General features: G+C 72.7%; 26 protein-coding genes. 7 read left to right on the forward strand and 19 right to left on the reverse strand.

Annotation, left to right across the window (positions count from 1 at the left end; translation table 11 throughout):
- Window positions 1–225 (forward strand): non-reducing end alpha-L-arabinofuranosidase family hydrolase (locus ACXJKF_RS20300; RefSeq protein ID WP_456789540.1); only part of this gene is annotated, 225 nt, incomplete at its 5' end.
- Between the two features lie 66 nt (window positions 226–291).
- Here ACXJKF_RS20300 and ACXJKF_RS20305 read toward each other — a convergent pair.
- Window positions 292–1,431, reverse strand: coding sequence for an alpha/beta hydrolase (locus ACXJKF_RS20305; RefSeq protein ID WP_456789541.1), 1,140 nt, complete (start codon window positions 1,429–1,431; stop codon window positions 292–294).
- 126 nt (window positions 1,432–1,557) lie between these two features.
- A complete protein-coding gene (gene trxA / locus ACXJKF_RS20310; RefSeq protein ID WP_056021551.1) occupies window positions 1,558–1,926 on the reverse strand; it encodes a thioredoxin in 369 nt (122 codons plus the stop codon).
- A gap of 145 nt (window positions 1,927–2,071) precedes the next feature.
- On the opposite strand from trxA, the gene ACXJKF_RS20315 reads away from it, so the two are divergent.
- Together ACXJKF_RS20315 and ACXJKF_RS20320 are read left to right on the forward strand one after the other, a co-directional pair.
- Window positions 2,072–2,626 carry an NUDIX hydrolase family protein gene (locus ACXJKF_RS20315; RefSeq protein WP_055921398.1) on the forward strand — a complete coding sequence of 185 codons (555 nt, stop codon included), beginning with the start codon at window positions 2,072–2,074 and terminating at the stop codon, window positions 2,624–2,626.
- Window positions 2,623–3,267 carry a Pr6Pr family membrane protein gene (locus ACXJKF_RS20320; protein WP_456789542.1) on the forward strand — a complete coding sequence of 215 codons (645 nt, stop codon included), beginning with the start codon at window positions 2,623–2,625 and terminating at the stop codon, window positions 3,265–3,267. The genes ACXJKF_RS20315 and ACXJKF_RS20320 overlap by 4 nt, the downstream gene beginning before the upstream one ends.
- Here ACXJKF_RS20320 and ACXJKF_RS20325 read toward each other — a convergent pair.
- The 7 genes from ACXJKF_RS20325 to clpS form a co-directional block, all read right to left on the reverse strand.
- A complete protein-coding gene (locus ACXJKF_RS20325) occupies window positions 3,257–4,903 on the reverse strand; it encodes an ABC-F family ATP-binding cassette domain-containing protein (RefSeq protein ID WP_456789585.1) in 1,647 nt (548 codons plus the stop codon). The two genes, ACXJKF_RS20320 and ACXJKF_RS20325, sit on opposite strands and share 11 nt — an antisense overlap.
- Window positions 4,904–4,933: 30 nt before the next feature.
- The gene (rdgB, locus tag ACXJKF_RS20330) at window positions 4,934–5,548 is read right to left on the reverse strand and encodes an RdgB/HAM1 family non-canonical purine NTP pyrophosphatase (RefSeq protein ID WP_456789543.1); all 615 of its coding nucleotides are present in this window, start codon (window positions 5,546–5,548) and stop codon (window positions 4,934–4,936) included.
- A complete protein-coding gene (rph, locus tag ACXJKF_RS20335) occupies window positions 5,545–6,351 on the reverse strand; it encodes a ribonuclease PH (RefSeq protein WP_456789544.1) in 807 nt (268 codons plus the stop codon). The genes rdgB and rph overlap by 4 nt, the downstream gene beginning before the upstream one ends.
- Window positions 6,352–6,510: 159 nt before the next feature.
- Window positions 6,511–7,299 (reverse strand): MBL fold metallo-hydrolase, encoded by a 789-nt coding sequence (locus tag ACXJKF_RS20340; RefSeq protein WP_456789545.1) that lies wholly within the window; start codon window positions 7,297–7,299, stop codon window positions 6,511–6,513.
- Complete coding sequence (murI, locus tag ACXJKF_RS20345; RefSeq protein ID WP_456789546.1) at window positions 7,296–8,111, reverse strand: glutamate racemase; 816 nt, start codon at window positions 8,109–8,111, stop codon at window positions 7,296–7,298. Before murI ends, ACXJKF_RS20340 begins: the two co-directional genes overlap by 4 nt.
- Before the next feature lie 25 nt (window positions 8,112–8,136).
- Window positions 8,137–8,787 carry a DUF2017 domain-containing protein gene (locus ACXJKF_RS20350; protein WP_456789547.1) on the reverse strand — a complete coding sequence of 217 codons (651 nt, stop codon included), beginning with the start codon at window positions 8,785–8,787 and terminating at the stop codon, window positions 8,137–8,139.
- Complete coding sequence (clpS, locus tag ACXJKF_RS20355; protein ID WP_082571012.1) at window positions 8,787–9,080, reverse strand: ATP-dependent Clp protease adapter ClpS; 294 nt, start codon at window positions 9,078–9,080, stop codon at window positions 8,787–8,789. Before clpS ends, ACXJKF_RS20350 begins: the two co-directional genes overlap by 1 nt.
- Before the next feature lie 76 nt (window positions 9,081–9,156).
- Here clpS and ACXJKF_RS20360 point away from each other — a divergent pair, with 76 nt between their 5' ends.
- Complete coding sequence (locus ACXJKF_RS20360; protein ID WP_456789548.1) at window positions 9,157–10,500, forward strand: nicotinate phosphoribosyltransferase; 1,344 nt, start codon at window positions 9,157–9,159, stop codon at window positions 10,498–10,500.
- A 367-nt stretch (window positions 10,501–10,867) separates the two neighbouring features.
- Here ACXJKF_RS20360 and ACXJKF_RS20365 read toward each other — a convergent pair whose 3' ends face one another.
- Both ACXJKF_RS20365 and ACXJKF_RS20370 read right to left on the reverse strand, forming a co-directional pair.
- Complete coding sequence (locus ACXJKF_RS20365; RefSeq protein WP_456789549.1) at window positions 10,868–12,691, reverse strand: DEAD/DEAH box helicase; 1,824 nt, start codon at window positions 12,689–12,691, stop codon at window positions 10,868–10,870.
- On the reverse strand, window positions 12,688–13,062 hold the full coding sequence (locus ACXJKF_RS20370) for a DUF3039 domain-containing protein (RefSeq protein WP_056021576.1): 375 nt from the start codon (window positions 13,060–13,062) through the stop codon (window positions 12,688–12,690). The genes ACXJKF_RS20365 and ACXJKF_RS20370 overlap by 4 nt, the downstream gene beginning before the upstream one ends.
- A gap of 98 nt (window positions 13,063–13,160) precedes the next feature.
- Between ACXJKF_RS20370 and ACXJKF_RS20375 the strand changes: the two genes are divergently transcribed.
- Both ACXJKF_RS20375 and ACXJKF_RS20380 read left to right on the forward strand, forming a co-directional pair.
- Window positions 13,161–13,529, forward strand: coding sequence for a PadR family transcriptional regulator (locus tag ACXJKF_RS20375; RefSeq protein ID WP_456789550.1), 369 nt, complete (start codon window positions 13,161–13,163; stop codon window positions 13,527–13,529).
- Complete coding sequence (locus ACXJKF_RS20380; protein WP_456789551.1) at window positions 13,526–14,287, forward strand: hypothetical protein; 762 nt, start codon at window positions 13,526–13,528, stop codon at window positions 14,285–14,287. The genes ACXJKF_RS20375 and ACXJKF_RS20380 overlap by 4 nt, the downstream gene beginning before the upstream one ends.
- Window positions 14,288–14,296: 9 nt before the next feature.
- On the opposite strand, the gene nagB is transcribed toward ACXJKF_RS20380, so the two are convergent.
- The 6 genes from nagB to ACXJKF_RS20410 form a co-directional block, all read right to left on the reverse strand.
- Window positions 14,297–15,079: a glucosamine-6-phosphate deaminase gene (gene nagB, locus ACXJKF_RS20385; RefSeq protein WP_456789552.1), complete on the reverse strand. Its 783-nt coding sequence runs from the start codon at window positions 15,077–15,079 to the stop codon at window positions 14,297–14,299.
- Complete coding sequence (locus ACXJKF_RS20390; RefSeq protein WP_456789553.1) at window positions 15,079–16,068, reverse strand: ROK family protein; 990 nt, start codon at window positions 16,066–16,068, stop codon at window positions 15,079–15,081. The genes nagB and ACXJKF_RS20390 overlap by 1 nt, the downstream gene beginning before the upstream one ends.
- A 1-nt stretch (window position 16,069) precedes the next feature.
- Complete coding sequence (locus tag ACXJKF_RS20395) at window positions 16,070–16,942, reverse strand: carbohydrate ABC transporter permease (protein ID WP_456789586.1); 873 nt, start codon at window positions 16,940–16,942, stop codon at window positions 16,070–16,072.
- Between the two features lie 47 nt (window positions 16,943–16,989).
- Complete coding sequence (locus ACXJKF_RS20400; protein WP_456789554.1) at window positions 16,990–17,928, reverse strand: carbohydrate ABC transporter permease; 939 nt, start codon at window positions 17,926–17,928, stop codon at window positions 16,990–16,992.
- Between the two features lie 167 nt (window positions 17,929–18,095).
- Window positions 18,096–19,421, reverse strand: a complete 1,326-nt coding sequence (locus tag ACXJKF_RS20405; protein ID WP_456789555.1) for an extracellular solute-binding protein — start codon at window positions 19,419–19,421, stop codon at window positions 18,096–18,098.
- An 86-nt stretch (window positions 19,422–19,507) separates the two neighbouring features.
- Window positions 19,508–20,683, reverse strand: a complete 1,176-nt coding sequence (locus ACXJKF_RS20410) for an ROK family transcriptional regulator (RefSeq protein WP_456789556.1) — start codon at window positions 20,681–20,683, stop codon at window positions 19,508–19,510.
- A gap of 195 nt (window positions 20,684–20,878) precedes the next feature.
- Between ACXJKF_RS20410 and ACXJKF_RS20415 the strand changes: the two genes are divergently transcribed.
- On the forward strand, window positions 20,879–21,877 hold the full coding sequence (locus ACXJKF_RS20415; RefSeq protein ID WP_456789557.1) for an LLM class flavin-dependent oxidoreductase: 999 nt from the start codon (window positions 20,879–20,881) through the stop codon (window positions 21,875–21,877).
- On the opposite strand, the gene ACXJKF_RS20420 is transcribed toward ACXJKF_RS20415, so the two are convergent.
- Together ACXJKF_RS20420 and ACXJKF_RS20425 are read right to left on the reverse strand one after the other, a co-directional pair.
- Window positions 21,874–22,527 (reverse strand): response regulator transcription factor, encoded by a 654-nt coding sequence (locus ACXJKF_RS20420; RefSeq protein WP_456789558.1) that lies wholly within the window; start codon window positions 22,525–22,527, stop codon window positions 21,874–21,876. The genes ACXJKF_RS20415 and ACXJKF_RS20420 overlap by 4 nt on opposite strands.
- Window positions 22,524–23,660, reverse strand: coding sequence for a sensor histidine kinase (locus tag ACXJKF_RS20425; protein ID WP_456789559.1), 1,137 nt, complete (start codon window positions 23,658–23,660; stop codon window positions 22,524–22,526). Before ACXJKF_RS20425 ends, ACXJKF_RS20420 begins: the two co-directional genes overlap by 4 nt.
- Between the last annotated feature and the right edge of the window lies 1 nt (window position 23,661).

Below are 23,661 nucleotides of genomic sequence, written 5' to 3' on the forward strand. Positions count from 1 at the left end.
CCGCAGGCCGCCAGCGAGAGCAACCCGTTCGCGGGCAAGGCCAACAGCGGTGCGACGTGGACCAACGACATCAGCCACGGTGAGCTCATCCGCACCAGCGCCGACCAGACGATGACGATCGACCCCTGCAACCTGCAGCTGCTCTACCAGGGTCGCTCGCCCAGCTCGGGCGGGGACTACGGCCTGCTGCCCTACCGCCCGGGCCTGCTGACCCTCCAGCGGTAGAGGGAGGTTCCGGACGCACGCAGAAGGACCGGCCCCTGCACGGGGGCCGGTCCTTCTGACGTGTGACTACCCGGTGGGCTCGTCGACGAGGTGGTCTGCCATGAACGGCAGGAGCGCGCCGACGATCTGCGGACCGGACCCGCCTTCGTGGCCTCCGGAGGTGACCGTGTACTGGTGGTCGATCTCCGCGGCCGTGAGCTGGGCGTCGAGACGGGCGCAGCCGTCGGGGATCCACTCGTAGTCGTCGTCGCCGGCGCAGTCGAACCCGAGGCCCGACAGTCCGGCGAGGTTGTCCTCGAACTCGGCGACCTTGAGGTCCCAGTCGCCGAACCCGGCCTCCCAGGTCGCCCACACGTCGTCGTCCCTGGTGAGGACGTCTCCCGTCCGCGTGAAGGGGTAGACGAGGTAGGGCGGCTCCGTCGCAGGGGCGAAGGCGAGCCCGTACGCGAGGTCGAACTGCCGCGGCGAGGACCCGAGCGCCTCGCCCAGTGCCGCGCCCTCCAGCGACTCGGCGGCCTCCAGGGTGTCCAGGGTGGCGCCGATCTGGTTGTCGAACGCGAAGAGGTCCATCTCCGTGAGGCCGCCCTCGTCCAGCAGGCCGGGCGCCGTGGCGTACACCGCACCGAAGACCTCGGGGTGGCGCATGCCCAGGTTGAGCGCGCCGAAGCCGCCCATCGAGAACCCCGCGATGCCTCGCGACCCGGCGTCCGCCAGGGTGCGGAAGCTCGCGTCGACGTACTCCACGACGTCCTGCGTGACGAACGACTCCCAGTCCCMGTTCGCCGGGGAGTCCACGTAGAAGCTGCMCCCGACGGAGGTCACCCCCGGGACCACCACCACGATCATCGGGTCGATCGACGCGAACGCCTCGTCCAGGTCGGCGGGCATGTCCACCCCGACGACGAGCTCCTCACCGAACCCGGGCAGGTAGTACACGACGGGCAGCGGATCCTCGGACGCGAAGTACTGCGGCGGCAGGTAGACCCACACCTCACGCTCGGTCGGGTCACCGAGCAGGTTCCCCTCGAGCGACGGTGCGGGGACCTCGCGCAGGTTGAGCGGTTGGACGGGAAGGTCCACCGCCTCGGCCGTCGCCTCCGAGGCAGGCGTGCTCGCGGGGTCCGACGAGCACCCGCCCGCCGCGAGGACGAGCACGGTGAGGGCGACCGCTCGACGCGACCATCGGGCGTTCAGGGGTGTGGGCACGGCCGGACGCTAGCGGGCGCCACCACGTGCCGTGCCGCGAACGGGACTTCCGTTGCGCATTCGCAACCCGGCATCCCACGCAGAAAGGACCGGTCCCCTGCTGTGGGGACCGGTCCTCCCGGTGGGTCAGGCCTGTGTCGCGGCCGCGGCGATCTTCTCGCGGACCTCGTCCATGTCGAGCGCCTTCACGGCCTCGACCACCTGCTCCAGCGCGGGAGCAGGCAGCGCGCCGGCCTGGTTGAACACCAGGATCCCGTCGCGGAAAGCCATCAGCGTGGGGATCGAGAAGATCTGCAGCTCGGCTGCCAGCTCCTGCTCGGCCTCCGTGTCGACCTTCGCGTGCACGACGTCCGGGTGGTTCTCCGAGGAGTCCTCGAAGACCGGGCCGAAGCGCTTGCACGGGCCGCACCACTCCGCCCAGAAGTCGACAAGGACGATCTCGTTGTCCTTGATGGTCTGGCCGATCGTGCTGCCGGTCAGCTCAGTCGTCGCCATGAGTTCCTCCAGTGCTCGGTTACCGCCAGATAGAGCGCGCAGCCACCGACGACTATTCCCGAGGGTGTCGCGACGCACACCTCGGCGGGGGGTGATCCGCGCGCCGGGGCCGACGTCGGCCCCGGCGGGGCGGTAGACATGGTCAGTGACCGCATCTGCCGAGTTCCCCCGCGGCCCCGAGCGTCCCGCCGGCTGGTTGAGCCCCGACGAGATCGCCAGCGCCCGCACCCAGCTGCCCATCCTCTACGTCGACGCCATCCCGGTGCGCGTGGACGACTCGGGCGACGTCGTCCAGGTCGGTCTGCTGCTGCGGGTCACGCAGGAGGGTGTCATGTCCCGCGCGCTGGTCAGTGGCCGCGTGATGTACCACGAGCGGGTGCGCGACGCGCTGCTGCGGCACATCGAGAAGGACCTCGGGCCCGTCGCCCTGCCGCAGATCCCCGCGTCGCCGCAGCCGTTCACGGTCGCGGAGTACTTCCCGACGCCGGGGGTCACGCCGTACCACGACCCCCGCCAGCACGCCGTGTCCCTCGCGTACGTGGTGCCCGTCCTCGGGGACTGCCGGCCGCAGCAGGACGCGATCGACCTCGCGTGGATGACGCCCGAGGAGGCGTGCGCGCAGCAGATCCAGTTCGAGATGAACGGCGGCCAGGGCCTGCTCCTGCGGCAGGCGATGGGGCACGTCGGCCGGCTGCCGTGACGGACACCACGCCGCGCTACCTGCTGGCTCGCACCCTGCACGGCGTCGTCTTCGTCGCCGCGGTCGTGGGCCTCTCGATGGAGCTGGCCCGGGCGCTGACGTCCGACGACATCGGCACGCGGCTGGTGCGGCTGTTCAGCTACTTCACCATCCAGTCGAACATCCTCGCGGCCGTCGCAGCAGGGATGCTCCTGTGGCGACCGGACCGCCGCGGCCGGGTGTTCGCGGTCCTGCGGCTCGACGCGCTGCTCTGCATCGCCGTGACCGGGATCGTCTACCACGCGGTGCTCTCCGGGCTCCAGGACCTCACGGCCGCCGGGGCGCTCTCGAACCTCCTGCTGCACACCGTCGTCCCGGTCGGGACCGTGGTCGCGTGGTTCGTCGTCGGACCGCGTCCTCGGCTGTCCCCCGCCGTCGTCGGGTGGTCGCTGGTCTACCCGCTCGGCTGGATCGCCTACACGTTCCTGCGGGGCGCGGTCGTCGACTGGTACCCGTACCCGTTCCTCGACGTCTCCGAGATCGGTCTCCAGTCAGCGCTGGTGCGCACGGGAGTCGTGGCGGTCATCTTCCTCGTGCTGGCGTTCGCGGTCCTGGGCCTCGAGAAKGTCCTGCCGCCCGCACCGAGGCCCGTCAGAGACTGAGCTCGGGCCAGTCCGCCAGGTCCGCGCGCATCCGGCGGTCGTGGGTGGCGACGACGACGGCGGCCGACGTGGCCCGCAGCGCCGCCGTGAGCTCGTCGACGAGCCCGACGGACAGGTGGTTGGTGGGCTCGTCGAGGATGAGCACGTGCGGGGCCGCGAGGAGCGCGCACGCCAGGTCGAACCGTCGGCGCTGACCGACGGACAGCTCACGCAGCGGTCGCTCCAGGTCCTCCTCGGTCAGCAGGCCGAGCGCCGCGACCGGGACCAGCTGGTCCGGGTCGAGCAGGCGCGCCTCCAGGAGCGTGAGCGCGTGCCGGGCGTAGGCGTCGAACCCCGACAGCTGCTCGGCGGTGCCGGCGGCACGCGGGTGGGCGACGACTGCCGCGGCATGCTCCGTCGGCCCCTCCTGCGCGAGCACCCCGAGCCGGACGCCCGGCGCGATCGCGCGGACCCCGCGGTCGAGCGCGATCGACCCGGCCAGCGCCGCGAGCAACGTCGACTTGCCCGAGCCGTTCGGTCCCGTGACGAGGAGCCGCCCGCACGGCGGGACCTCGATCCGCACCCCCGCGAGGTCGAGCCGGTCCCGCACGAGGGGTGCGCGCAGGTCCAGCAGCGGGCCGGGCTGCGGCTCCGGGGGCAGCGACGGCAGGTCGGGGAACGTCAGGACGAGCGGCGGGGTGGGCACCTCGACGGCCTCGGCGTCGAGCTTCTGGATGAGCCGGTCGGCGGCCTTCACGTGCCCGCGCGCCCGCGTCGCCCGACGGTGCTTCTGCGAGCCCTTGGGCGGGCGCCACTCGTCGGAGAGGTTCTCGTACGTCGAGTCGAGCCGCTCCGCGAGCGCCAGCGCGCGCTTGCGCTCCGCCCGGTACCGCGCCTGCCAGCGGCGGACCATCTGGCTCTTGAGGAACCGGTAGTCCGAGTACCGCGTCGCGCCGTACAGAGCGGGGCGGCCGTCCATCGCGGGGTCCAGGTCGAGGATCGCCGTCATCACGTCGTCCAGCAGGCGCCGGTCGTGCGTGACGATGACGACCGCGCCCGGCCACTCCCGCAGGCGGGCCGTCAGGTAGTCGATGCCGGCCGCGTCGAGGTGGTTGGTGGGCTCGTCGAGCAGCAGCAGGTCCGCGCGCTCCCCGATCCGGCACGCGAGGCGCACCCGGTACCGCTCGCCGACGCTCAGCCGGTCGAGCCGTCGGCCCGGGTCCCGTGGCGCCCCGAACCGCGTGAGCGCCTCGTCGACCCTGCGGTCCGCATCCCAGGCGGCCAGGTGCTCGTAGCGGGCCACCGCCGCGGTCAGGCGCGCGAGGTCACCGGTCTCGTGGTCGAACCCGTCGATCGCGGCCTCCAGCTCGGCGGCCGCCGCACGGACCTCGCCGAGTGCCTCCGCGACGTAGGTCCCGATGGTCGCGCCGCCKGGAGCGTCGAGCTCCTGCTCGACCGACGCCAGCGTGCCGCTGCGCCGCACGGCCCCGGACTGCGGCGCCAGCTCACCGGCGAGGACCCGCAGCAGCGTGGTCTTGCCGGCACCGTTCTCGCCGACGACCCCCACCCGGTCCCCGGCGCTGACCGCGAGGTCCACGCGATCCAGCACGGGGTGCCCCGGGTGGCCGTACGTGACGGCGTCGGCGACGAGCTGCACGTCGCCCGTGGGGCTCTCAGTCACGACAGGTCATCCGCCGAGCACCCGCACGAGCGTCGGGACGAGCGCGCGGAACGCCGTTCCCCGGTGGCTGATCGCGTTCTTCTCCTCGGGGGTGAGCTCCGCACACGAGCGGGTCTCGCCCGTCGGCACCAGGATCGGGTCGTACCCGAAGCCGCCGGCCCCTCGCGGCGCGGCGGCGAGCACACCCTCGAGCGTGCCCGTCTCCACGTGCTCGAAGCCGTCCGGGGTGACCAGCGCGGCCGCGCACACGAACCGGGCACCGCGGTGCGGCTCGGCGATGTCCTCCAGCTGCGCGAGCAGGAGCGCGAGGTTGGCGGCGTCGTCCCCGTGCTTGCCTGCCCAGCGCGCGGAGAAGATCCCGGGCGACCCGCCCAGCACGTCGACGCTCAGCCCGGAGTCGTCGGCGACCGCCGGCAGCCCGGTGAACGCCGCCAGCGCGCGTGCCTTGATCAGCGCGTTCTCGACGAAGGTCACGCCGTCCTCGACGGGCTCGGGAGCGCCGACGTCCCGCGCGCCGACGACCGACTCCGGGTCCAGCCCCGGCAGCACGGGCGCGAGGATCGCGCGCAGCTCACCGACCTTGTGGGCGTTGTGCGTGGCGAGGACGAGGCGCGCGCTCACCGGACCAGCCGCGTGGCCGAGCCGTCCCCGGGTGCCGACGACAGCGCGGCGACCTGCAGGGCCGTCAGCTGCGCGGTGCCGGCCACCGCCAGGTCGAGCAGCGCGTCGAGCTCGGCACGGTCGAACGGGGCGTGCTCCGCGGTGCCCTGCACCTCGACGAACGAGCCGGACCCCGTGACCACGACGTTCATGTCCGTCTCCGCGCGCACGTCCTCGACGTACGGCAGGTCGAGCACCGGCACGCCGTCGACGATGCCGACGCTCACGGCGGCGACCGAGTCGCGCAGGACGACCTTGTTCGCGGGGACGTGCTTGTTCTCGACGGCCCACGCGACCGCGTCGGCCAGCGCGACGTACGCGCCCGTGATCGACGCGGTCCGGGTCCCGCCGTCGGCCTGCAGGACGTCGCAGTCGAGCACGATCGTGTTCTCGCCGAGGGCCGAGACGTCGATGATCGCGCGCAGCGACCGTCCGATCAGCCGCGAGATCTCGTGCGTGCGACCCCCGACGCGGCCCTTGACCGACTCCCGGTCGGACCGGCTGGACGTGGCGCGCGGCAGCATCGAGTACTCGGCGGTGACCCAGCCCTCGCCGGAGCCCTTCTTCCAGCGCGGCACCCCCGGGGTGAACGACGCCACGCAGAGCACCTTGGTGCCCCCGTACTCGACGAGCACGCTGCCCTCCCCCGCCTCGAGGAACCCGCGGGTCAGGGTCACGGGACGCAGCTGGTCGGGCGCACGGCCGTCGGCGCGGACGCGCACCGGGCTCCCGGCGGCGGACGTGGTGGTGGCAGCAGAAGTCATGCGGACGAGCCTAACGGCGCCCCCGGACACCCTTGGACGCCGACGCAGCGTCCGCACTCCGGCTGACGGGAACCCGCGCCTGTGCGGACGTCGCCGGGCCCACGCGGAGGATGTCCGTACGCCGGCGGGTGGGGACGTTGCGGGGTCTCGACGTCGCGACTAGACGACGTGGACCGCGCCCGGGTGGGCCAGGGCGATCGGGCCGTCGTACACCCCTGCGGCCTCGGCCAGCGTCACGGCGGGGTCGTTCCAGGCGGGGATGTGCGTGAGGACGAGCTGGCCGGCTCCCCCACGGGCGGCCGCCTCGCCCGCGCGGCGGCCCGTCAGATGCACGCCGCGCAGGGCGTCGTCGCGCCCTTCGAGGTACGCCGCCTCCGACAGCAGGAGGTCGACGCCCGCGGCGAGCGTGCCGAGGCCCGGGCACTCGTCGGTGTCGCCCGTGTACGCCAGCGTCACGGTCTGCGACGGGTCGGCGTCGCTCGGTCCGGACACCCGGATCCCGAACGCGGGGACCGGGTGCTCGACGGGCACCGGCACGAGGACGAGCGGGCCGACGGTCACCGGCTCACCCTCCTGCCACTCGACGACGTCGAACTGACCATCGGTGCTGGTCGCGGGGTMCTTGCCGGACATCTGCGCGAGCCGGTCCGCGGTCCCGGTCGGACCGTGCACCGGCACGGGGTCGCACGGGCCTTCCGGGTGGTACCGCCGCAGGACGTTGAGCACCACCAGGTCGGCCATGTGGTCGGAGTGCAGGTGGGACACGGCGATCGCGTCGAGCCGGGTGGGGTCGCCGAACCGCTGCAGGGCGCTCAGGGCGCCGTTCCCCAGGTCGAGCAGGACCGTCCACGTGCGACCGGTGGCGTCGTCGGCCTGCACCAGGTACCCGGATGCCGCCGAGTCAGGGCTCGGGAACGAGCCCGCGCACCCCAGGACGGTGAGCCTCACCGCAGGGCCGCGCTGGGCTCGACGACCTCGACCTCGGGGCCGAGGAACCGGCGCGCCAGGACGCGGAACTGGTCCGGGTCACCCGTGGCCAGGAAGCGGTGCACGGGTGGTCCCGCCGCCGGGTCGCGCTCCAGGTCGTGCGCGACGAGCGTCCGGTAGACGTCCTTGGCGGTCTCCTCGGCGCTCGACACCAGGGTGACCTCCTCCCMCATGACGTACGAGATCGCGCCGGTGAGCAGCGGGTAGTGCGTGCAGCCGAGCACCAGCGTGTCGACGCCCGCCCGCCGGACGGGGTCGAGGTACTCGTGCGCGAACGCCAGGACCTCGGGGCCGGACGTGATGCCCGCCTCGACCAGCCGCACGAACTCGGGGCACGCCTGCGTCGTCAGCTCGACCCCGGGCGCCACGGCGAAGGCGTCGTCGTAGGAGCGCGACTCGACCGTGGACTTGGTCGCGATCACGCCGATCTTCCCCGTCCGGGTGGCGGCTACCGCGCGCCGGGCGGCCGGCAGGATCACCTCGACCACCGGGATCCCGCGGCGCAGCGTGTACCGCTCGCGGGCGTCGCGCAGCATCGCCGACGACGCCGTGTTGCACGCGATGACCAGCAGCTTCACGCCCGCGTCGACGAGGTCGTCCATGACCTCCAGCGCGTGCGCGCGCACCGCGGCGAGCGGCTTGGAGCCGTACGGCGTGTTGAGGGTGTCCCCGATGTAGAGGGTGGACTCCTGGGGCAGCTGGTCGAGGATCGACCGGGCCACGGTGAGCCCGCCGACGCCGGAGTCGAAGATGCCGAGGGGGGCGTCGTTCACGCGGACGAGCCTAACCGCTGGCGGCTCACGGGGCCGCCGGGCGCCCCGGGGCGCGCAGGTCGTGCAGCAGGAGGTCGACCAGCGACTCCTGCAGCCAGCTCAGTGCGCCGTACACGGCGACCAGGTACCGCCTCGCGGCCGGGTCGAGCGCCTCGTCGACCCCCTCGACGTCGGCATGTGGCGAGTCCACCAGCGCGTCGTACAACCGCTCGGCCTGCTCGTCCGTGCGGATCCCGAGGCGCTCCGCGAGCACGAGGCGCAGGTCGGTGATCGCGGCGGCGACGTCCTGCGCGTCCTGCGGCGCCACGACGAACGCGTCCGCCCRCCAGCCCTCGGCCGGCGTCGTCAGGGCGTCCCAGAGCCTGGTCAGGCGCGCGACCTTGCCCGCGCGCAGGTCGTCCTCGGTGAGCCGGCGGAACTCCGCGGCGATCTCCGGGTCGTCGCGGGACGCGTCGGGCAGCAGCCGGCGCACCGCGGGGTCCGACGGCGGCGGGAGCGGCTCCAGCCGCATCCGCGGGTCGCCGTCCCCGGCGACCACGACCTCCGGGTCCCGCGCCTCCAGGCGCCCGGCACCGAGCAGCTCGGCGACGTCCGCGACGAGCGCGGCGATGACGTCCCGCTCGTCGGTGTCCAGCCGGGCCGCGTACATCCCGCGACGACGCTTGAAGGCGCGCATCACTGACCGCTGCGCTGGAGCGTCGCCCAGAGCCCGAACCCGTGCATGGCCTGGACGTCGACCTCCATGGCCTCGAGGGACCCGGTCGACACGACCGCCCGCCCCTGCTCGTGCACCTGCTTCATGAGCCGCTCGGCCTTCTGGCGCGGGTGGCCGAAGTACGACTCGAACACGTACGTCACGTAGCTCATGAGGTTCACGGGGTCGTTCCAGACGATCGTCACCCACGGGTCGGCGACCGCGGTCTTCTCCTCCTGCGCCACGTCGGCGTCGGGGAGGGTCTGTACAGGCACGTCGCCCACTGTAGGTCTCACGACAGTCAGGACCGCTCACCAGGTCCGGAGCAGTCGCGCGCCCTACGTTGGGCCCATGACCGCCCCGCAGCCGCCCAGCGCGGCGCTCCTCACCGACCGGTACGAGCTGACCATGCTCCAGGCGGCGCTCGCCGACGGGACCGCGCACCGGCGCTGCGTCTTCGAGGTGTTCACGCGCCGACTCCCCGCAGGCCGGCGGTACGGGGTGCTGGCGGGCACCGGCCGGGTGCTGGAGTCGCTGCCGCGCTTCCGGTTCGACGCGGCGGAGCTCGACTGGCTGGCCGACGAACGTGTGGTCGACGACGCGACGCTCGCGTTCCTGGCGGACTACCGATTCACGGGGTCGGTCGTCGGGTACGCGGAGGGCGAGGCGTTCTTCCCGTCGTCGCCGGTCATGGTGGTCGAGGGAACGTTCGCGGAGGCGGTCCTGCTGGAGACGCTGGTCCTGTCGATCCTCAACTACGACTCGGCGGTGGCGTCGGCGGCGTCGCGCATGACGAGTGCGGCGGTCGACCGCCCCTGCCTGGAGATGGGGTCGCGGCGCGCGCACGAGGAGGCCGCCGTCGCGGCAGCCCGGGCGGCGGTGGTCGCGGGCTTCGTGGGGACGTCGAACCTGGAGGCAGGGCGCCGGTACGGGCTGGCGACGATCGGGACGGCCGCGCACGCGTTCACGCTCCTGCACGACGACGAGGCGTCCGCGTTCGCGGCGCAGGTGGCGTCGCTGGGCGCCGGCACGACGCTCCTGGTCGACACCTACGACGTCCGCCGCGGGGTGGAGCTCGCGCTCGCGGCCGCGGGGACGGAGCTCGGGGCGGTGCGGCTCGACTCCGGCGACCTGGGGGTCCTCGCGCACGAGGTCCGGGCGCAGCTGGACGAGGCCGGCGCCCCGGGCACGAAGATCACGGTCACGTCGGACCTGGACGAGTACGCGATCGCGTCGCTCGCGGTGGCGCCCGTCGACACGTACGGCGTGGGCACGTCGGTGGTGACGGGGTCCGGGGCGCCGACGTGCGGCATGGTCTACAAGCTGGTCGCCCGTGAGGGTGCCGACGGGGTGCTCGCGCCGGTGGCGAAGGCCGCCCGGGGCAAGACGAGCGTCGGGGGGCGCAAGGCGGCAGCGCGACGGCTGGGGGCCGACGGGCGGGCCGTCGAGGAGGTGCTGGTCTCGGGTCCCGACGAGGAGGTCCGGGCCTGGACGTCCTCCGACGAGTCGCTGCGCGCGCTGCACGTGCCCCTGGTGACCGACGGGGAGGTCGATCCTCGGTGGGTCGGCGCGGACGCGGTGACCCGGGCAGCAGAACGGCACCGCGCCTCGCGTGACGAGCTKCCGCGCGGGGCGCGACKGCTGTCGGACGACGAGGCAGCKGTGCCGACCGTGGCGCTGCGGCTCGGGGACTGAGAGCACGATCACGCCGATCCAGATGAGGAACTGGCCGATGTTCGTCGCGACGCCAAGGATGACGAGGACAACACCGACGAGGATGAGGATGAGCCAGCTAGGCATGGTTGACCCTTTCGTTCTGTGGTCACCGATCCGGCACCCGGGGGTACCCGGGGCCGTGTGTCACAGGACAAATGTGGCAGGGCTGGAGGGCGTCGGCACGTCGAGAGAAAAGTTGCGCGGGGCACGCGGACTGCTATGTGGTCACGTGTCCAAGGCTGTGACCTGCAGGTTTACCGTCGCATGAGGCTGTCCGCATCGTGAGACGGGCCTTGCGACTTTACCTGTGCTTGATGTAATCGCGCGATGCTCATTGAGCCGGCGGCTACTTCTTGCCGACGAACCACCCGCGCACCATCGCCACGCGCGCCGTGAGCTGGTCCGGGTCCGCCAGCGCGACCTCCGGCCCGCCGCACCGCCGCCGCAGCTCGTTGTGCACCGACCCGTGCGGCTGCCCGCTCTTGCGCGCCCACGCCCCCACCAGCTGCGACAGCTCCTTGCGGAGCTCCGCCTGCTTGCGGTGGTCCATCTCCGCCAGGGCCTGCTGTGACGCTGCGGCCGATCTGTTCCGCCCGCTGATCTGGTCCGCCTGCCGCTGCCGGAGCAGCGCGGAGACCTGGTCGACGTCCAGCAGCCCGGGCAGCCCCAGGAAGTCGAGCTCCTCGTCGGACCCCATCTCGGCACCCGTGCCGAACTCACCGCCGTCGAACAGCACGCGGTCGAACGACGCCTGCGCCTCCAGCGCCTCGAACGCGCCCTGCTTGCCGTCCGGACCGATCTCGTCGGCACCGTTGCGCTCACGGTTGGCCTCGTCGAGCAGCCCGTCGTCGAGGCCGACGTCGACGCCCTGCTCCTCGAGCGTCTTCGGGCGGTCCAGCGCGTGGTCGCGCTCCAGCTCGAGGGTGTTCGCCAGAGCGAGCAGCTGCGGGACGCTCGGCAGGAACACCGACGCGGTCTCGCCGCGTCGCCGTGCGCGCACGAACCGGCCGACGGCCTGCGCGAAGAACAGCGGCGTCGCGGTGCTGGTGGCGTAGACGCCGACCGCGAGCCGTGGCACGTCGACGCCCTCCGAGACCATCCGGACCGCGACCAGCCAGCGCGAGTCGCCCGCAGAGAACTCGTCGATCCGGTCGCTCGCCCCGTCGTCGTCGGACAGCACGATCGTCGGGGACTTCCCGGTGATGCGCGCTAGGTGCCCCGCGTACGCCCGGGCGTCCGTCTGGTCCGTGGCGATGACCATCGCACCCGCGTCCGGGATGGCCCGACGCACCTCGGACAGCCGGCGGTCGGCGGCCGCGAGCACGCTCGGGATCCACTCGCCGTTCGGGTCGAGGGCGGTCCGCCACGCCTGCGCGGTGATGTCCTTGGTCAGCGGCTCCCCCAGCCGGGCGCTGATCTCGTCGCCCGCCTTGGTGCGCCAGCGCATCGAGCCGCTGTAGGACAGGAAGATCACCGGGCGCACGACGTGGTCACGCAGCGCGTCCCCGTAGCCGTACGTGTAGTCGGCGACGCTGCGCCGGATGCCGTCGCCGCCGCGGTCGTACCGCACGAACGGGATCGCCGCCGTGTCCGACCGGAACGGGGTGCCCGTCAGCGCCAGCCGACGGGTGGCGCCCTCGAAGGCCTCCCGGACGGCGTCCCCCCAGGACAGCGCGTCACCGCCGTGGTGCACCTCGTCGAGGATGACCAGCGTGGGCGCGGCGGCGGTCCGGGCGGCGTGCAGCGCGGGCTTGCTGGCCACCTGTGCATAGGTCACGGCGACGCCGTCGAACCCGTGGCCGTGCCGGCCCTGGGCGTTGCTGAAGTTCGGGTCGAGCGTGATGCCCACCCGGGCGGCCGCGTCGGCCCACTGGCGCTTGAGGTGCTCCGTCGGCGCGACGACGGTCACGCGGCGCACCACCTTGGCCTCCAGCAGCTCCGTGGCGATGCGCAGCGCGAACGTCGTCTTGCCGGCACCGGGCGTGGCCACCGCGAGGAAGTCGCGCGGGTTCGACGTCCGGTAGTGCTCGATCGCCTCCGCCTGCCAGGCGCGCAGCTTGCCTGCCGTGCCCCAGGGCGCACGCGCGGGGAACGCCGGCGGCAGCTGGGAGGCCGCCGAGGAGGACGCGTGGGTCGAGGGGAGGGAGGACGGGCGCGGGGCGGCCGTCACGCGCCGCCGCTGCCGGGGTTGCGGCCGAAGCCCCACTTCCGGCCCCCGCCGGAGCCCTTGCCGCCCTCGTTCTTGTCGCCGTCCTGCGGCTCGCGCAGCCCCTCGTAGATCTCCTTGCAGACGGGGCAGACGGGGAACTTGTTCGGGTCCCGGCCCGGCACCCAGACCTTGCCGCAGAGCGCGATCACCGGCTTGCCGCTGATGGCGGAGTCGAGGATCTTCTCCTTGCGCACGTAGTGCGCGAAGCGCTCGTGGTCCCCCGGCTCGACCTGCTCGGTGGTCTCCTCGCGCTCCAGCACGCTGGTCGACGTGCCCGGGTCCGAGGAGAACGGGTCGTCGGGTCCGGTGCTCGGAGGCAGGGGCTCGCTCATGGCGTGAAGTGTACGTCGGAGGGCGGACACGACCCGGGTACGTCCGGGTGTCGTCGACTACATAGACAGACGGACTAGTCAGTCGTACTGTCTAGTCCGTGAGCACCGACCCCTGGCCCGGCGAGTGGCTGCGTGGCGTCCTTGACGTCTGCGTCCTGGCCGTCCTGGCCGAGGGCACCACCTACGGGTACGCGATCACGGCTCGGCTCGACCAGCTGGGGCTCGGCGCCGTCAAGGGCGGGACGCTCTACCCCCTGCTCGCGCGGCTCGAGCAGGCGGACCTGGTGACCACGCAGTGGCAGCCCGGCGTCGGTGGACCCGGCCGCAAGTACTTCGCCCTCACCGCCGCCGGTCGCGACGAGCTCGTGCGCCGCGGCGACGCCTGGCGGTCGTTCGCCGCCCTGACCAGCGACATCGTCGATCCGGCGCACGCCCAGCCGGCCACGACCAGGAGGACCGACCGATGACCGAGCAGACGTCCGCACACCCGGCCGACCTCGTCCCCACCGCCTGGCGCGACGACCTCGTGCTCGCGCTGCGCCTGCGCGACGTGCCGGGCGCCCGTATCGGCGACATCCTCGCGGAGGTCCAGGAGTACTGCACGGACAGCGGCCTCGACGCCCCGACCGCCTTCGGAGGCCCGCACGAGTACGCCCGGAGCGTCACCGCGGGAGCAGCTCCGACCGGCCCCGGTCTCGTCGACGACCTGCGCACCGCCGGCCGCGTCGTCGTCGGCTTCGTCGGCCTCATGGTCGTGCTCGGGTCGGTCGGCACGGACGGGCCCGACCTCGTGGTCACCGCCGGCTGGCTCCTGGCCCTGCCGCTCCTGCTGGTGGCCGCCGTCGCGACCGTGCGGACGGTCGGGTGGACCGCCGAACGGGGCGGCCGGGTCGCCCGTGCCGCGACCGCCCTCGTCGTCGCCGTGAGCCTGGCGGGAGCCGTCACCCTCGGGATCGTCCTCGACACCACCGTCGCCACCGTGCCGGACGGCGTCGCGGCGGCGGTGGGGATCACGCTGCTGGTCGGGGATGCCGTCGTCGGCACCGTGCGGGCGCGCCGTCGCCCGACGGCCGACCTGGTGACGGAGCCCGGCGCCGACCCTGCCGAGGTGCGCCGTCGCAACGTCCGCGCCGACACGCTCGCCGCCTGGCTGCTGCCCGGCTTCGCGGTGGTCGGTGTCGCGGTCCTGCTGGGCCTGGACGCGCTGCTCGCCCTCGTGGCCTGACCCGAGGCGTCAGAGGCCCTGCCAGTCCGGCTTCGCCGCGAAGGTCTCGCGGTAGTAGTCGGCCAGCTGGAGGCGGCTGGCGGCGGCGTCGTCGACGAGCACCGTGACGTGCGGGTGGTGCTGCAGGATCGTCGCGGGCCACATCGCGCTGACCGGCCCTTCGACCAGCTGGTGCACGGCCTCGGCCTTGCCCCGGCCGGTGGCCAGGAGCACCAGGTGCCGGGCGGACATGATCGTCGCGAGCCCCTGGGTCAGGCAGTGCTGCGGCACCTGGTCGATGTCGCCGTCGAAGAAGCGCGCGTTGTCCTCGCGCGTCTGGCGCGTGAGCGTCTTGATGCGGGTCCGGGACGCGAGCGACGAGCCGGGCTCGTTGAAGGCGATGTGCCCGTCGGTGCCGATGCCGAGCAGCTGCAGGTCGACTCCCCCGACCGACGCGATCGCCTCCTCGTAGGCCCGGCACGCGCCCACCAGGTCCTCGGCGAGGCCGTCCGGCCCCTGCACCGCACCGGGCGCGAAGTCCACGCGCGACGCGATCTCCTTGTCGATGACGTTGCGGTAGCGCTCCGGGTGGTCCGCGGCGAGGCCGACGTACTCGTCGAGCATGAAGGCGCGGACGCGGGCGAAGGACAGGTCGTGCTCGGCGTGCCGGCGGGCCAGCTCGTCGTAGACCGCGAGCGGGCTCGATCCCGTGGCCAGCCCCAGGACGGAGTCGGGCTGGTCCCGCACCAGCTGCTCGATCGCCGCGGCGGCGAGCCGGCCCAGCTCGGGGCCCGGTGCGATGACGACCTCCATCAGACGTACTCCCCTCTGCCGAGCAGGGCGGCGCCGACCGCGCCGACCGGCACGTCCGCGGGCGCGAGGCTCACGCGACGCGCCAGTCCCATGGTCGCAAGGAACGGCGAGGCCTGCGCCTCGCGGTCGAGCTCTGTGGTGACCGCGCGCAGCAGCGGCTGGCCGAGGGCGCTCACGCCGCCTCCGATGACGATCCGCTCGACGTCGCAGGTCAGCACCAGGATCCGCACCGCGGCGGCGACCGCCCAGGCGAACTTGTCCCGGATCTCGGTCGCACGGGCGTCGCCGGCCTCGGCCGCGGCGAACAGCTCCTCGGGCGCCGGGCGCCCGTACCTGCTGGGCCAGGCCGTGTCGAGCGCCGAGCCCGAGGCGTACTGCTCGAGGCAGCCCAGCTGACCGCACTTGCACGGCAGCCCGTCGGGGACGAGCGTCAGGTGCCCGATCTCCCCGGCCCCACCGGTCGACCCGCGTCGCAGGCGCCCCTCCAGCAGAAGACCCGCCGCAAGACCGGTCCCCAGAGCGAGGAAGGCGAGGTCGTGCACCACGGCGTCCTGGGTCGAGGCGTGCCCGCCGTCGACCGTGTGGGCGGCGCCGACGACGGCGACCGTGAGGTCGTTCTCGACGCGCACCCGCACGCCGAGCCGCTCGGCGACGAGCGCGCCGAGCGGGGTGCGCTCCTCGATGCCGAGGTTGACCGCGTGCTCGACGGTGCCGTCGGACGGGTCGACCACACCGGGCAGGCCGATCCCGACGCCGGCCAGCTCGTCGACCGGGATGCCGGCGCCCGCGCACAGCTCCTCGACCACCGACACCGCGGTCTCCACCACACCGGCTGCTCCGCCGACCGTGGCCGACCGCAGCTGGTGCCGGACCACGCCGTCGGCGTCGAGCAGCACGCCGAGCACCTTGGTGCCCCCGACGTCGAGCCCGACCGACCACTGACTCCCGACCGGCGCCCAGTGCGGCGTCGGGATCCCCTGCGCGTTCACGTCAGCCCTTCACCGCACCCGCGACGAGCCCGGACGTCATCTTGTTCTGGACGAACAGGAAGAAGACGATGACGGGGATCGCGATGAGGGCGGACCCGGCCATGACGACACCCCAGTCGGTGGCCCGGTTGGACTCGACGAGGCCCTGCAACCAGAGCGGGAGCGTCCGCTGGGCCGGGTCGGTCATCACGACGAGCGCGAGGGTGTACTCGTTCCACGCCTGCAGGAACCCGTAGACACCGGCCGCGACGAGCCCGGGGGCCAGCAGGGGGAACGTGATGCGGAAGAAGGCGGCGGTCCGGGAGAGCCCGTCGACCATCCCGGCCTCCTCGAGCTCGATCGGCACGCCCGCGACGAACCCGCGCAGCATCCAGATCGTGAACGGCAGGATCGCCGCGGTGTAGACCAGGGAGAGCCCGGCGATCTTGTTCACCAGGTTCCAGCCGTCGAGCATCTGGTACTGCGAGATGAACAGGCCCTCGGCCGGGATCATCTGCACGACCAGGATCGTGAGGATGAAGCCCTTGCGACCGCGGAACCGGAACCGGCTGACGGCCAGCGCGGCGAGGAAGGCGAACAGCAGCGCGGCGACGAGGACGACGACGACGACCGCCAGCGAGATGCGCATCGCGGCCCAGAACGTCGGGTCGTCGAGCACGCGGCGGAAGTTCGAGAGCGTGCCGCTCGTCGGGAAGAAGGTGGGCTCCGGCGTCTGGAGCTTGTTCACCGGCAGGAAGGCGCTGTTGATCATCCAGTAGATGGGGAAGACCCACATGGCGGCCAGCACGACGGCGAGGACGCCGAGCGCTCGGCGGCCGACCTTCGACTGGGCACGACCGGCCTCCGACGACCGCGTCACCTTGCGGAGCGGGATCTCCTGCGGCGTGGCCTGCGGGGCGGGTGCCGGGACCGAGACGGCGCTCACAGCTCGTCMTCCTTCAGCATCTTCCGGATGTAGAACCCGGTGAGGGCGAGCGTGATGACCAGCATGATCGTGGCGAGCGCACCGGCGAGCGAGAACTCGTCGGCGTAGGAGTAGATGAGGGTGCCCAGGAGGTTGGTCTCCCGGGTCGGGGCGCCCGCGCGCTGGAGCACGTAGATCTGCGTGAACACCTTGAAGTCCCAGATCACCTGCAGCAGCAGGACGATCGACAGGACCGGGCGGACCATCGGCATCGTGATGTTCCAGAACCGCTGCCGGGCGGAGGCACCGTCCAGCTGTGCGGCCTCCATCGTCTCCTCGGGCACCTGGAGCAGGCCCGCGTAGACCGAGAACGCGACGAACGGCACGGACATCCACACGACGATGACCGTCGCGACGAAGTAGAAGGACAGCGGCTCGATGATCCACGAGTGGCCGGCCATGTCCTCGAGCCCGAACACGTTGGCCAGGACCCAGTTGATGACGCCGTACTGCGAGTCGAACAGCCACTGCCAGACCGTCATCGACGCGAGGACCGGCGTGCCCCAGGCAAGGAGCAGCGCCACCTGCAGCGTGATGCGGGAGGGCTTCCCGATCCGGGACATGAGGACCGCGAACGCGACGCCGACGAGCATCGTCGCCGCGGCGTTGACCAGGCAGAAGGCGATCGAGCGCCCGATGACCGTCCACACGTAGGGGTCGGTCAGCAGGTCGGTGTAGTTCTGCAGGCCGACCCACTCGGCGGGCTGGCCGAACTGCTGGCGCAGGCCGTACTCCTGGAAGGAGATGACGAACTGGCGCACGAGCGGGTAGCCGAGCGCGACGCCCATGAGGATCGCGGCGGGGACGAGCAGGCCGTAGACGCCGAGCTTGCGGCGGCGGCGACGCGGGAAGACGACCGTGTCGTCCTGCTGCAGCGCGKGGGCAGTGGCTGCCATGTGGAGCTCCTGTCTGGTGGCACGACCGGGCCGGCCTGCGTCGGCAGGCCCGGTCGTGCCCGGATCAGGTGGTCGGCTGCCTCGTCGGTCGACGCGGCAGCTGGACCGGTGGTTCGGGGATCACCTGCCCCGGCCGGCCGGGTGCATCCGGCCGGCCAGGGTGGCGGTCAGTTCAGTGCTTCCTCGAGGAGCTTGTCCGTCGACGCGGCAGCCTCCTTGACGTCCGCACCGGTGGCGAGCTGCTGGAAGAAGTCCTCCAGGATGCGGTCACCCTCGACGTCGGCCCACTTCTCGGCCGCCGGCGTGAGCTTGGCGTTGAGCGCGGCGGCGACGGCTGCCTTGGCGTACACGTCGTCACCCATCGAGGCGGCGTACTCCGTGTTGCCCGGGATCAGGCCGTTCTCGCCGAGCATGTTCTGGAACTCCTCCGTGAACATGATCTTCAGGAGGCTCTTGGCCAGCTCGGGGTGCTTGGACTTCGCCGCGACGGCGATGTTCGAGCCGCCCGCGAAGCCGTTGGCGTAGGAGCCCTCGGTCAGACCCGGCAGCGGGAAGACACCGGTGTGCTCCTCGTTGCAGGCCTGCTGCTCGCCGCGCAGCGTCTTGGCCTCCTCGGACGTGTCGTCCGGGTCGACGGCCTTGTTGCACTGCGGCAGGTCGATGCTCCACCGCGCCCAGGTGGGGGCGGAGAACATGGCCGACTGGCCGGCGTTGAACGGGACCCACGGCTCGTTGGAGTCGCTGTCGGCCGGCGCGTTGGTCGCGTTGGCGAACAGGTCCTGGACCTCCTCGAGGCCCTTGACCGACTCGGCCGAGGAGAGCGCACCCTTCCAGGTGTCGCCTTCCTGGACCGCGAGGTCACCGCCGTTGGTGTAGATCCAGGCGGCGCCGTTGTACCAGTCCTGGCCGGGGAACCAGAAGCCGGACTGCGTGTCCGTCTGGAGCTTCTTGGCGGCCTCGGTGAACTCGGCGAGCGTCGTGGGGACCTCGACACCGGCCGCGGCGAACGCGTCCTTGTTGTAGAACACGGCACGAGCGCCGGAGTAGTACGGAGCGGCGTAGAACTTGCCGTCCGCGCTGCCCGCGTCGACGAAGCCGGGGAGCAGGCTGTCGCCGCCCAGCTCCTCGTACAGGTCCGAGATGTCGGCGAAGGCGCCGGCGTAGGTGAAGGTCGGCGACTGCGTGTTGCCGATCTCCACGACGTCGGGCGTCTGGTCGGCCGAGCCCAGCGCGGTCTGGAGGCGCGGCACGAGGCCGCTCCAGTCCTGCTCCTCGATGACGAGCTTCGAGCCGGGGTTCTCCGACTCGAACGTCGTCGTCAGGTACTCACGCAGGGCGTCCGGGGTGTCGGTGCCATTGAGCCACAGCTTGATCGTGGCGGCCTCGGGCGTGCCGGCCTCGGTGGGCGAGTCAGCGGCGTCGTCGCCGTTGCCGCACGCCGTGAGCGTGAGCGCGGCCGCCACGCCGACGGCCGCGAAACGTAGGATCTTCACGTTGGGGTTCCTCCCGTGAGCGAGGCGCGCGCCGGACGGCGCCGCCGGGTGGTACTTCCGACCTGCAGTGGGCCGGCTGGGGGTCGTCACGAGACCCCCAGCTGGCCTGACAGGACGAGGACAGCCGCACCAGCGAGCGCCCCGTCCTCGTCGAGGGATCCCATCCGCAGTGCCAGTCCGTGCCCGATGACGGGCATCGTCCGTGCGCGGACAGTGGCGAGCGCCGACTCGCGCAGAGCGCCGTCCAGCAGCTCCGGGGGGCCGGAGAGCAGGACCTCTGCGAGGTCGAGCGCACTGACGACGGGTGCGAGGGCGATGCCCAGCAACCGTCCGACCGACGCCAGGGCGGCGTCGGAGTCTTCGGTGGACAGACCGGCGGTCCGGCGGCGCAGGGCCGGGACGCTCAGCACGGTCTCGAGGCAGCCGGAGCGGCCGCACGCGCAGTCGAGCGGGGGCTCGTCGCGCACGTCGCCGTCGACGACCGTGACGTGCCCGATCTCGCCGGCCGCGTGGTGCCGACCGAGCACGAGGGCGCCGTCGACGACGATGCCGGCGCCCACGCCCTCCCCGATCGTCACGACCATGCAGCCGGACCCGGCCGCGGAGCCGTAGGTGAACTCGCCGAGCGCACGGGTGTTGGCGTCGTTGGCGACGTGCACCGGGACGCCCAGGCTCTCCGTGAGGCTCGCCGCCAGCGGCAGGTCGTACCAGCCCCGGTTCGGCGCCTGGACGACGGTGCCGTCGAGGTCGATGACGCCCGGGGACGCGATGCCGATGCCGATGACCGGACGGGTCGCGTCCGTGAGCAGGTCCCGGCACAGGCTCTCCACCAGGTCGGCCGCCGCCTGCCCGGTGCGCCCCTCGAGGGCGACGGACCGTCGGACGACGACCGCGCCGACCAGGGTCATCACCGCGCCGAGCAGGTGGGCGTCGTCCGTGAGGTCCACCGCGACGATCTGGAACGCCTCGGTCCGCATCCCGACGAGCGTGGCCGGCTTGCCGACCTTCCCCTCGACGCGGACGCCGAGCTCCTCGACGAGCCCCTCGGCGATCAGCGCGGCCACCAGACCGGACACGGTCACCCGGGTCAGGCCGGTGCTGCGGGCGATGTCGGCGCGGGACGAGTGGCCGATGTGGAACAGGTGGGCGARCACCAGCGAGCGGTTGTGCGCACGGGCGTGCTCGGGCAGCACCTTGCCTGTCGGGCGCAGGGCCCGACCGACTCCGTGGGCTGCCGCGAGGGGCTGCGTCGTCGCTGTCACGTTTGTTAGTAGACCTTCCTTACAAATCCATGTCAACTCTCTTCTGTGACCGTGACCACATCGTGATCCGACGTTCACCGGACCGACTCATGGGATGACATGTCCGGAAACGATTCAACCCGCACGCCCCTCACCTGCGGGAACACCGGGAACAGTCCGTGCTGTCCATGCGTTCGCCTCGGTATGGAGCTCGGCATGTACACGTTCGGCGACGTCGGGGACGCCTCCCCCGGCCAGCGCATCCGGGACGTCCTCGAACGCGTCAGGCTGGCCGAGGAGGTCGGCCTCGACTACGTCGGGATCGGCGAGCACCACCGCCCCGACTACGCGATCTCGTCCCCGTCGACGGTCATCGCGGCCGCCCTGGCGCAGACCTCGCGGATCACGGTCGGCAGCGCCGTGACCGTGCTGTCCACCGAGGACCCTGTCCGGGTCTACCAGCAGTTCACCACCATGGACCTCCTCTCGCAGGGTCGCGTGGAGCTCCTCGCCGGACGCGGCTCGTTCATCGAGTCCTACCCTCTGTTCGGGGCGTCGCTGGAGGACTACGACGAGCTCTACGACGAGAAGATCCGGCTGCTGCTGCAGCTCGACGCGGCCGAGCGCACCACCTGGCAGGGGCGGTTCCGGCCCGCCCTCGACGACGCCCTGGTCCTCCCCCGCCCGCACGGCGAGCACCTGCGCATCGCCGTCGCGACGGGCGGCAACCCGCAGTCGTCGGTGCGTGCCGGGCTGCTCGGGCTGCCCGTCAGCTACGCGATCATCGGCGGCCAGCCGGCCCAGTTCGCACCGCTCGTGGACCTCTACCGCCGCGCGCACGCGCAGGCCGAGAACCCGGTGGCGGCGCCGTTCGTGTCCGTCGCCGGGATGGGCTTCCTCGCCGACGACGGCAAGGCTGCCCGGGACTTCTTCTACCCGTACTGGCTGGAGTCGATGCGCCGGATCTCGTCGGAACGCGGGTTCCCGATGCCCAACCGGATCTCCTTCGAGTCGCAGGCGGCACGCGGCGGCGCGTACTTCGTCGGGGAGCCCGAGCAGGTCGCCGAGCGCATCGTCGCCCTGCACGGCGTGCTGCAGCACGACCGGCAGGCGTTCCAGATGGACCTGTCCGGCGTGCCGCAGGCGGAGTCGCTGCGGTCCATCGAGCTGCTGGGCACCGAGGTCGCGCCCCTCGTGCGTGAGGCTCTCGGCTAGTCCATCCGGCCCGACTCGTACGCCCACATCGCCAGCTCGACGCGGTTCCGGGCGCCGAGCTTGTCCATGAGGCTGCCCAGGTGCGTCTTCACGGTGCTCAGGCTGATGTGCAGCTCGTCCGCGATCTCGACGTTCGTCCGTCCGCGGGCCACCGTCAGCAGCACCTCCTCCTCCCGCCMGGTCAGAGGCACCACCGGCGGCAGGACCCGGCTGCGCCGCCCGGTGGCGGCGAACGCCGCGAGCAGCCGCACCGTCACGTTCGGCGCGATCAGCGCGTCGCCGGCGGCGGCGGCGTGCACGGCCTGGACCAGCAGCTCCGGGCCGGCGTCCTTGAGCAGGAAGCCGCGCGCACCCGCCTGCAGGGCGCCGTGCACGTACTCGTCCAGGTCGAACGTCGTGATCACGACCACCGCGAGCGGGTCCGCCACGTCGGGCCCCGCCAGCCGTCGCGTCGCCTCGATGCCGTCCAGCTCCGGCATCCGGATGTCGAACAGGCACACGTCGGGACGCAGCTCCCGGGCCTTCGACACCGCCTGCCGGCCGTCCGCGGCCTGACCCACCACCTCGATCCCCGGCTGCGCGTCGAGGATCATCGACAGGCCGGTGCGGACCAGCTCCTGGTCGTCGGCCACGAGCACCCGGATCGTCATGCCGCTGCCCCGGTCCTCGGCAGCACCGCGACCACGGTCCAACCGCCCTCCGGACCCGGTCCGGCGTCGAGCGTGCCGCCCAGCAACGACGCCCGCTCGGTCATGCCCACCAGCCCGTACCCCGTCCCGACCCGCCCCTGGAGCTCACCGTCGTCGACGACCGTGAGCCGGACCGACGCCTCGTCCGCCGTCACCTCGACCCGGACCGCCGACGCGTCCCGGGCGTGCCGCAGCGCGTTGGTCACCGACTCCTGCGCGAGCCGGTACAGCGCGGCCCCGACGGCCGGCCGGAGACCGTCGAGGTCGCCGCCGAGCGCGACGTCGACCTGCGGTGGTCCGCCGGTCGCGAGCCGCTCGATGTCCGCGACGCCACGCTGCGGCGTCAGCTCCGCGGTGTCGTCGTCGCGCAGCGCGCTGACCATCAGCCGCATCTCCGTCAGCGCGCGCGACGCCTCCCCCTCGATCACGACGAGGGCGTCGAGGGCGGCTTGCGGGTCCGACGCACCCACCACGCGCCCGGCCTGCGCGCGCACCGCGATGGCGGAGACGTGGTGCGCCACGGTGTCGTGCAGCTCCCGGGCCAGCTGCTCCCGCTCCCGCAGCCGCACCTGGTCGCGCTCGCGCAGCCGTGACGTCGAGGCGAGCCGGACCCACGCGCCGATCCCCGCGGGCGTCAGGATGAACACGACGCCGAGCACGGCCTCCGCGATCCCCGCGTAGTCCCCGGCGATCCCGAGCACGGTGGCCAGCAGGATCGCCGCCAGTCCCAGCACGACCTCGCGGCCGCTCCCCCACCGGCACAGCGCGTACGGCAGCAGGAGGACGCAGGCGGTCGTGTAGAGCCCCAGCTCGGCCACCCCGCCCAGCAGGGCGGCCGTGTCGACCACGATGAGGGTGCCGAACACCGCGAGGACCGCGCCCAGGGGGTGGGTCCGGCGCCAGAGCAGCGCCAGCACCACCACGAGCGCCAGGACGAGCGCGACCGGCCGCCACGTCACGTCCGGCCGCAGCACGCCCTCCAGCACCGCGGTGGGGAGCAGCAGGGCGACGAGCACCCAGTCCCGCCACACCCGCGCGGGTGCGCCGGGCGCTCGGGGGGCCGTCCAGAGGGGACGGAGGGCGTCGGGGATCACG

This window comes from Cellulomonas sp. P5_C5 (assembly GCF_054049655.1).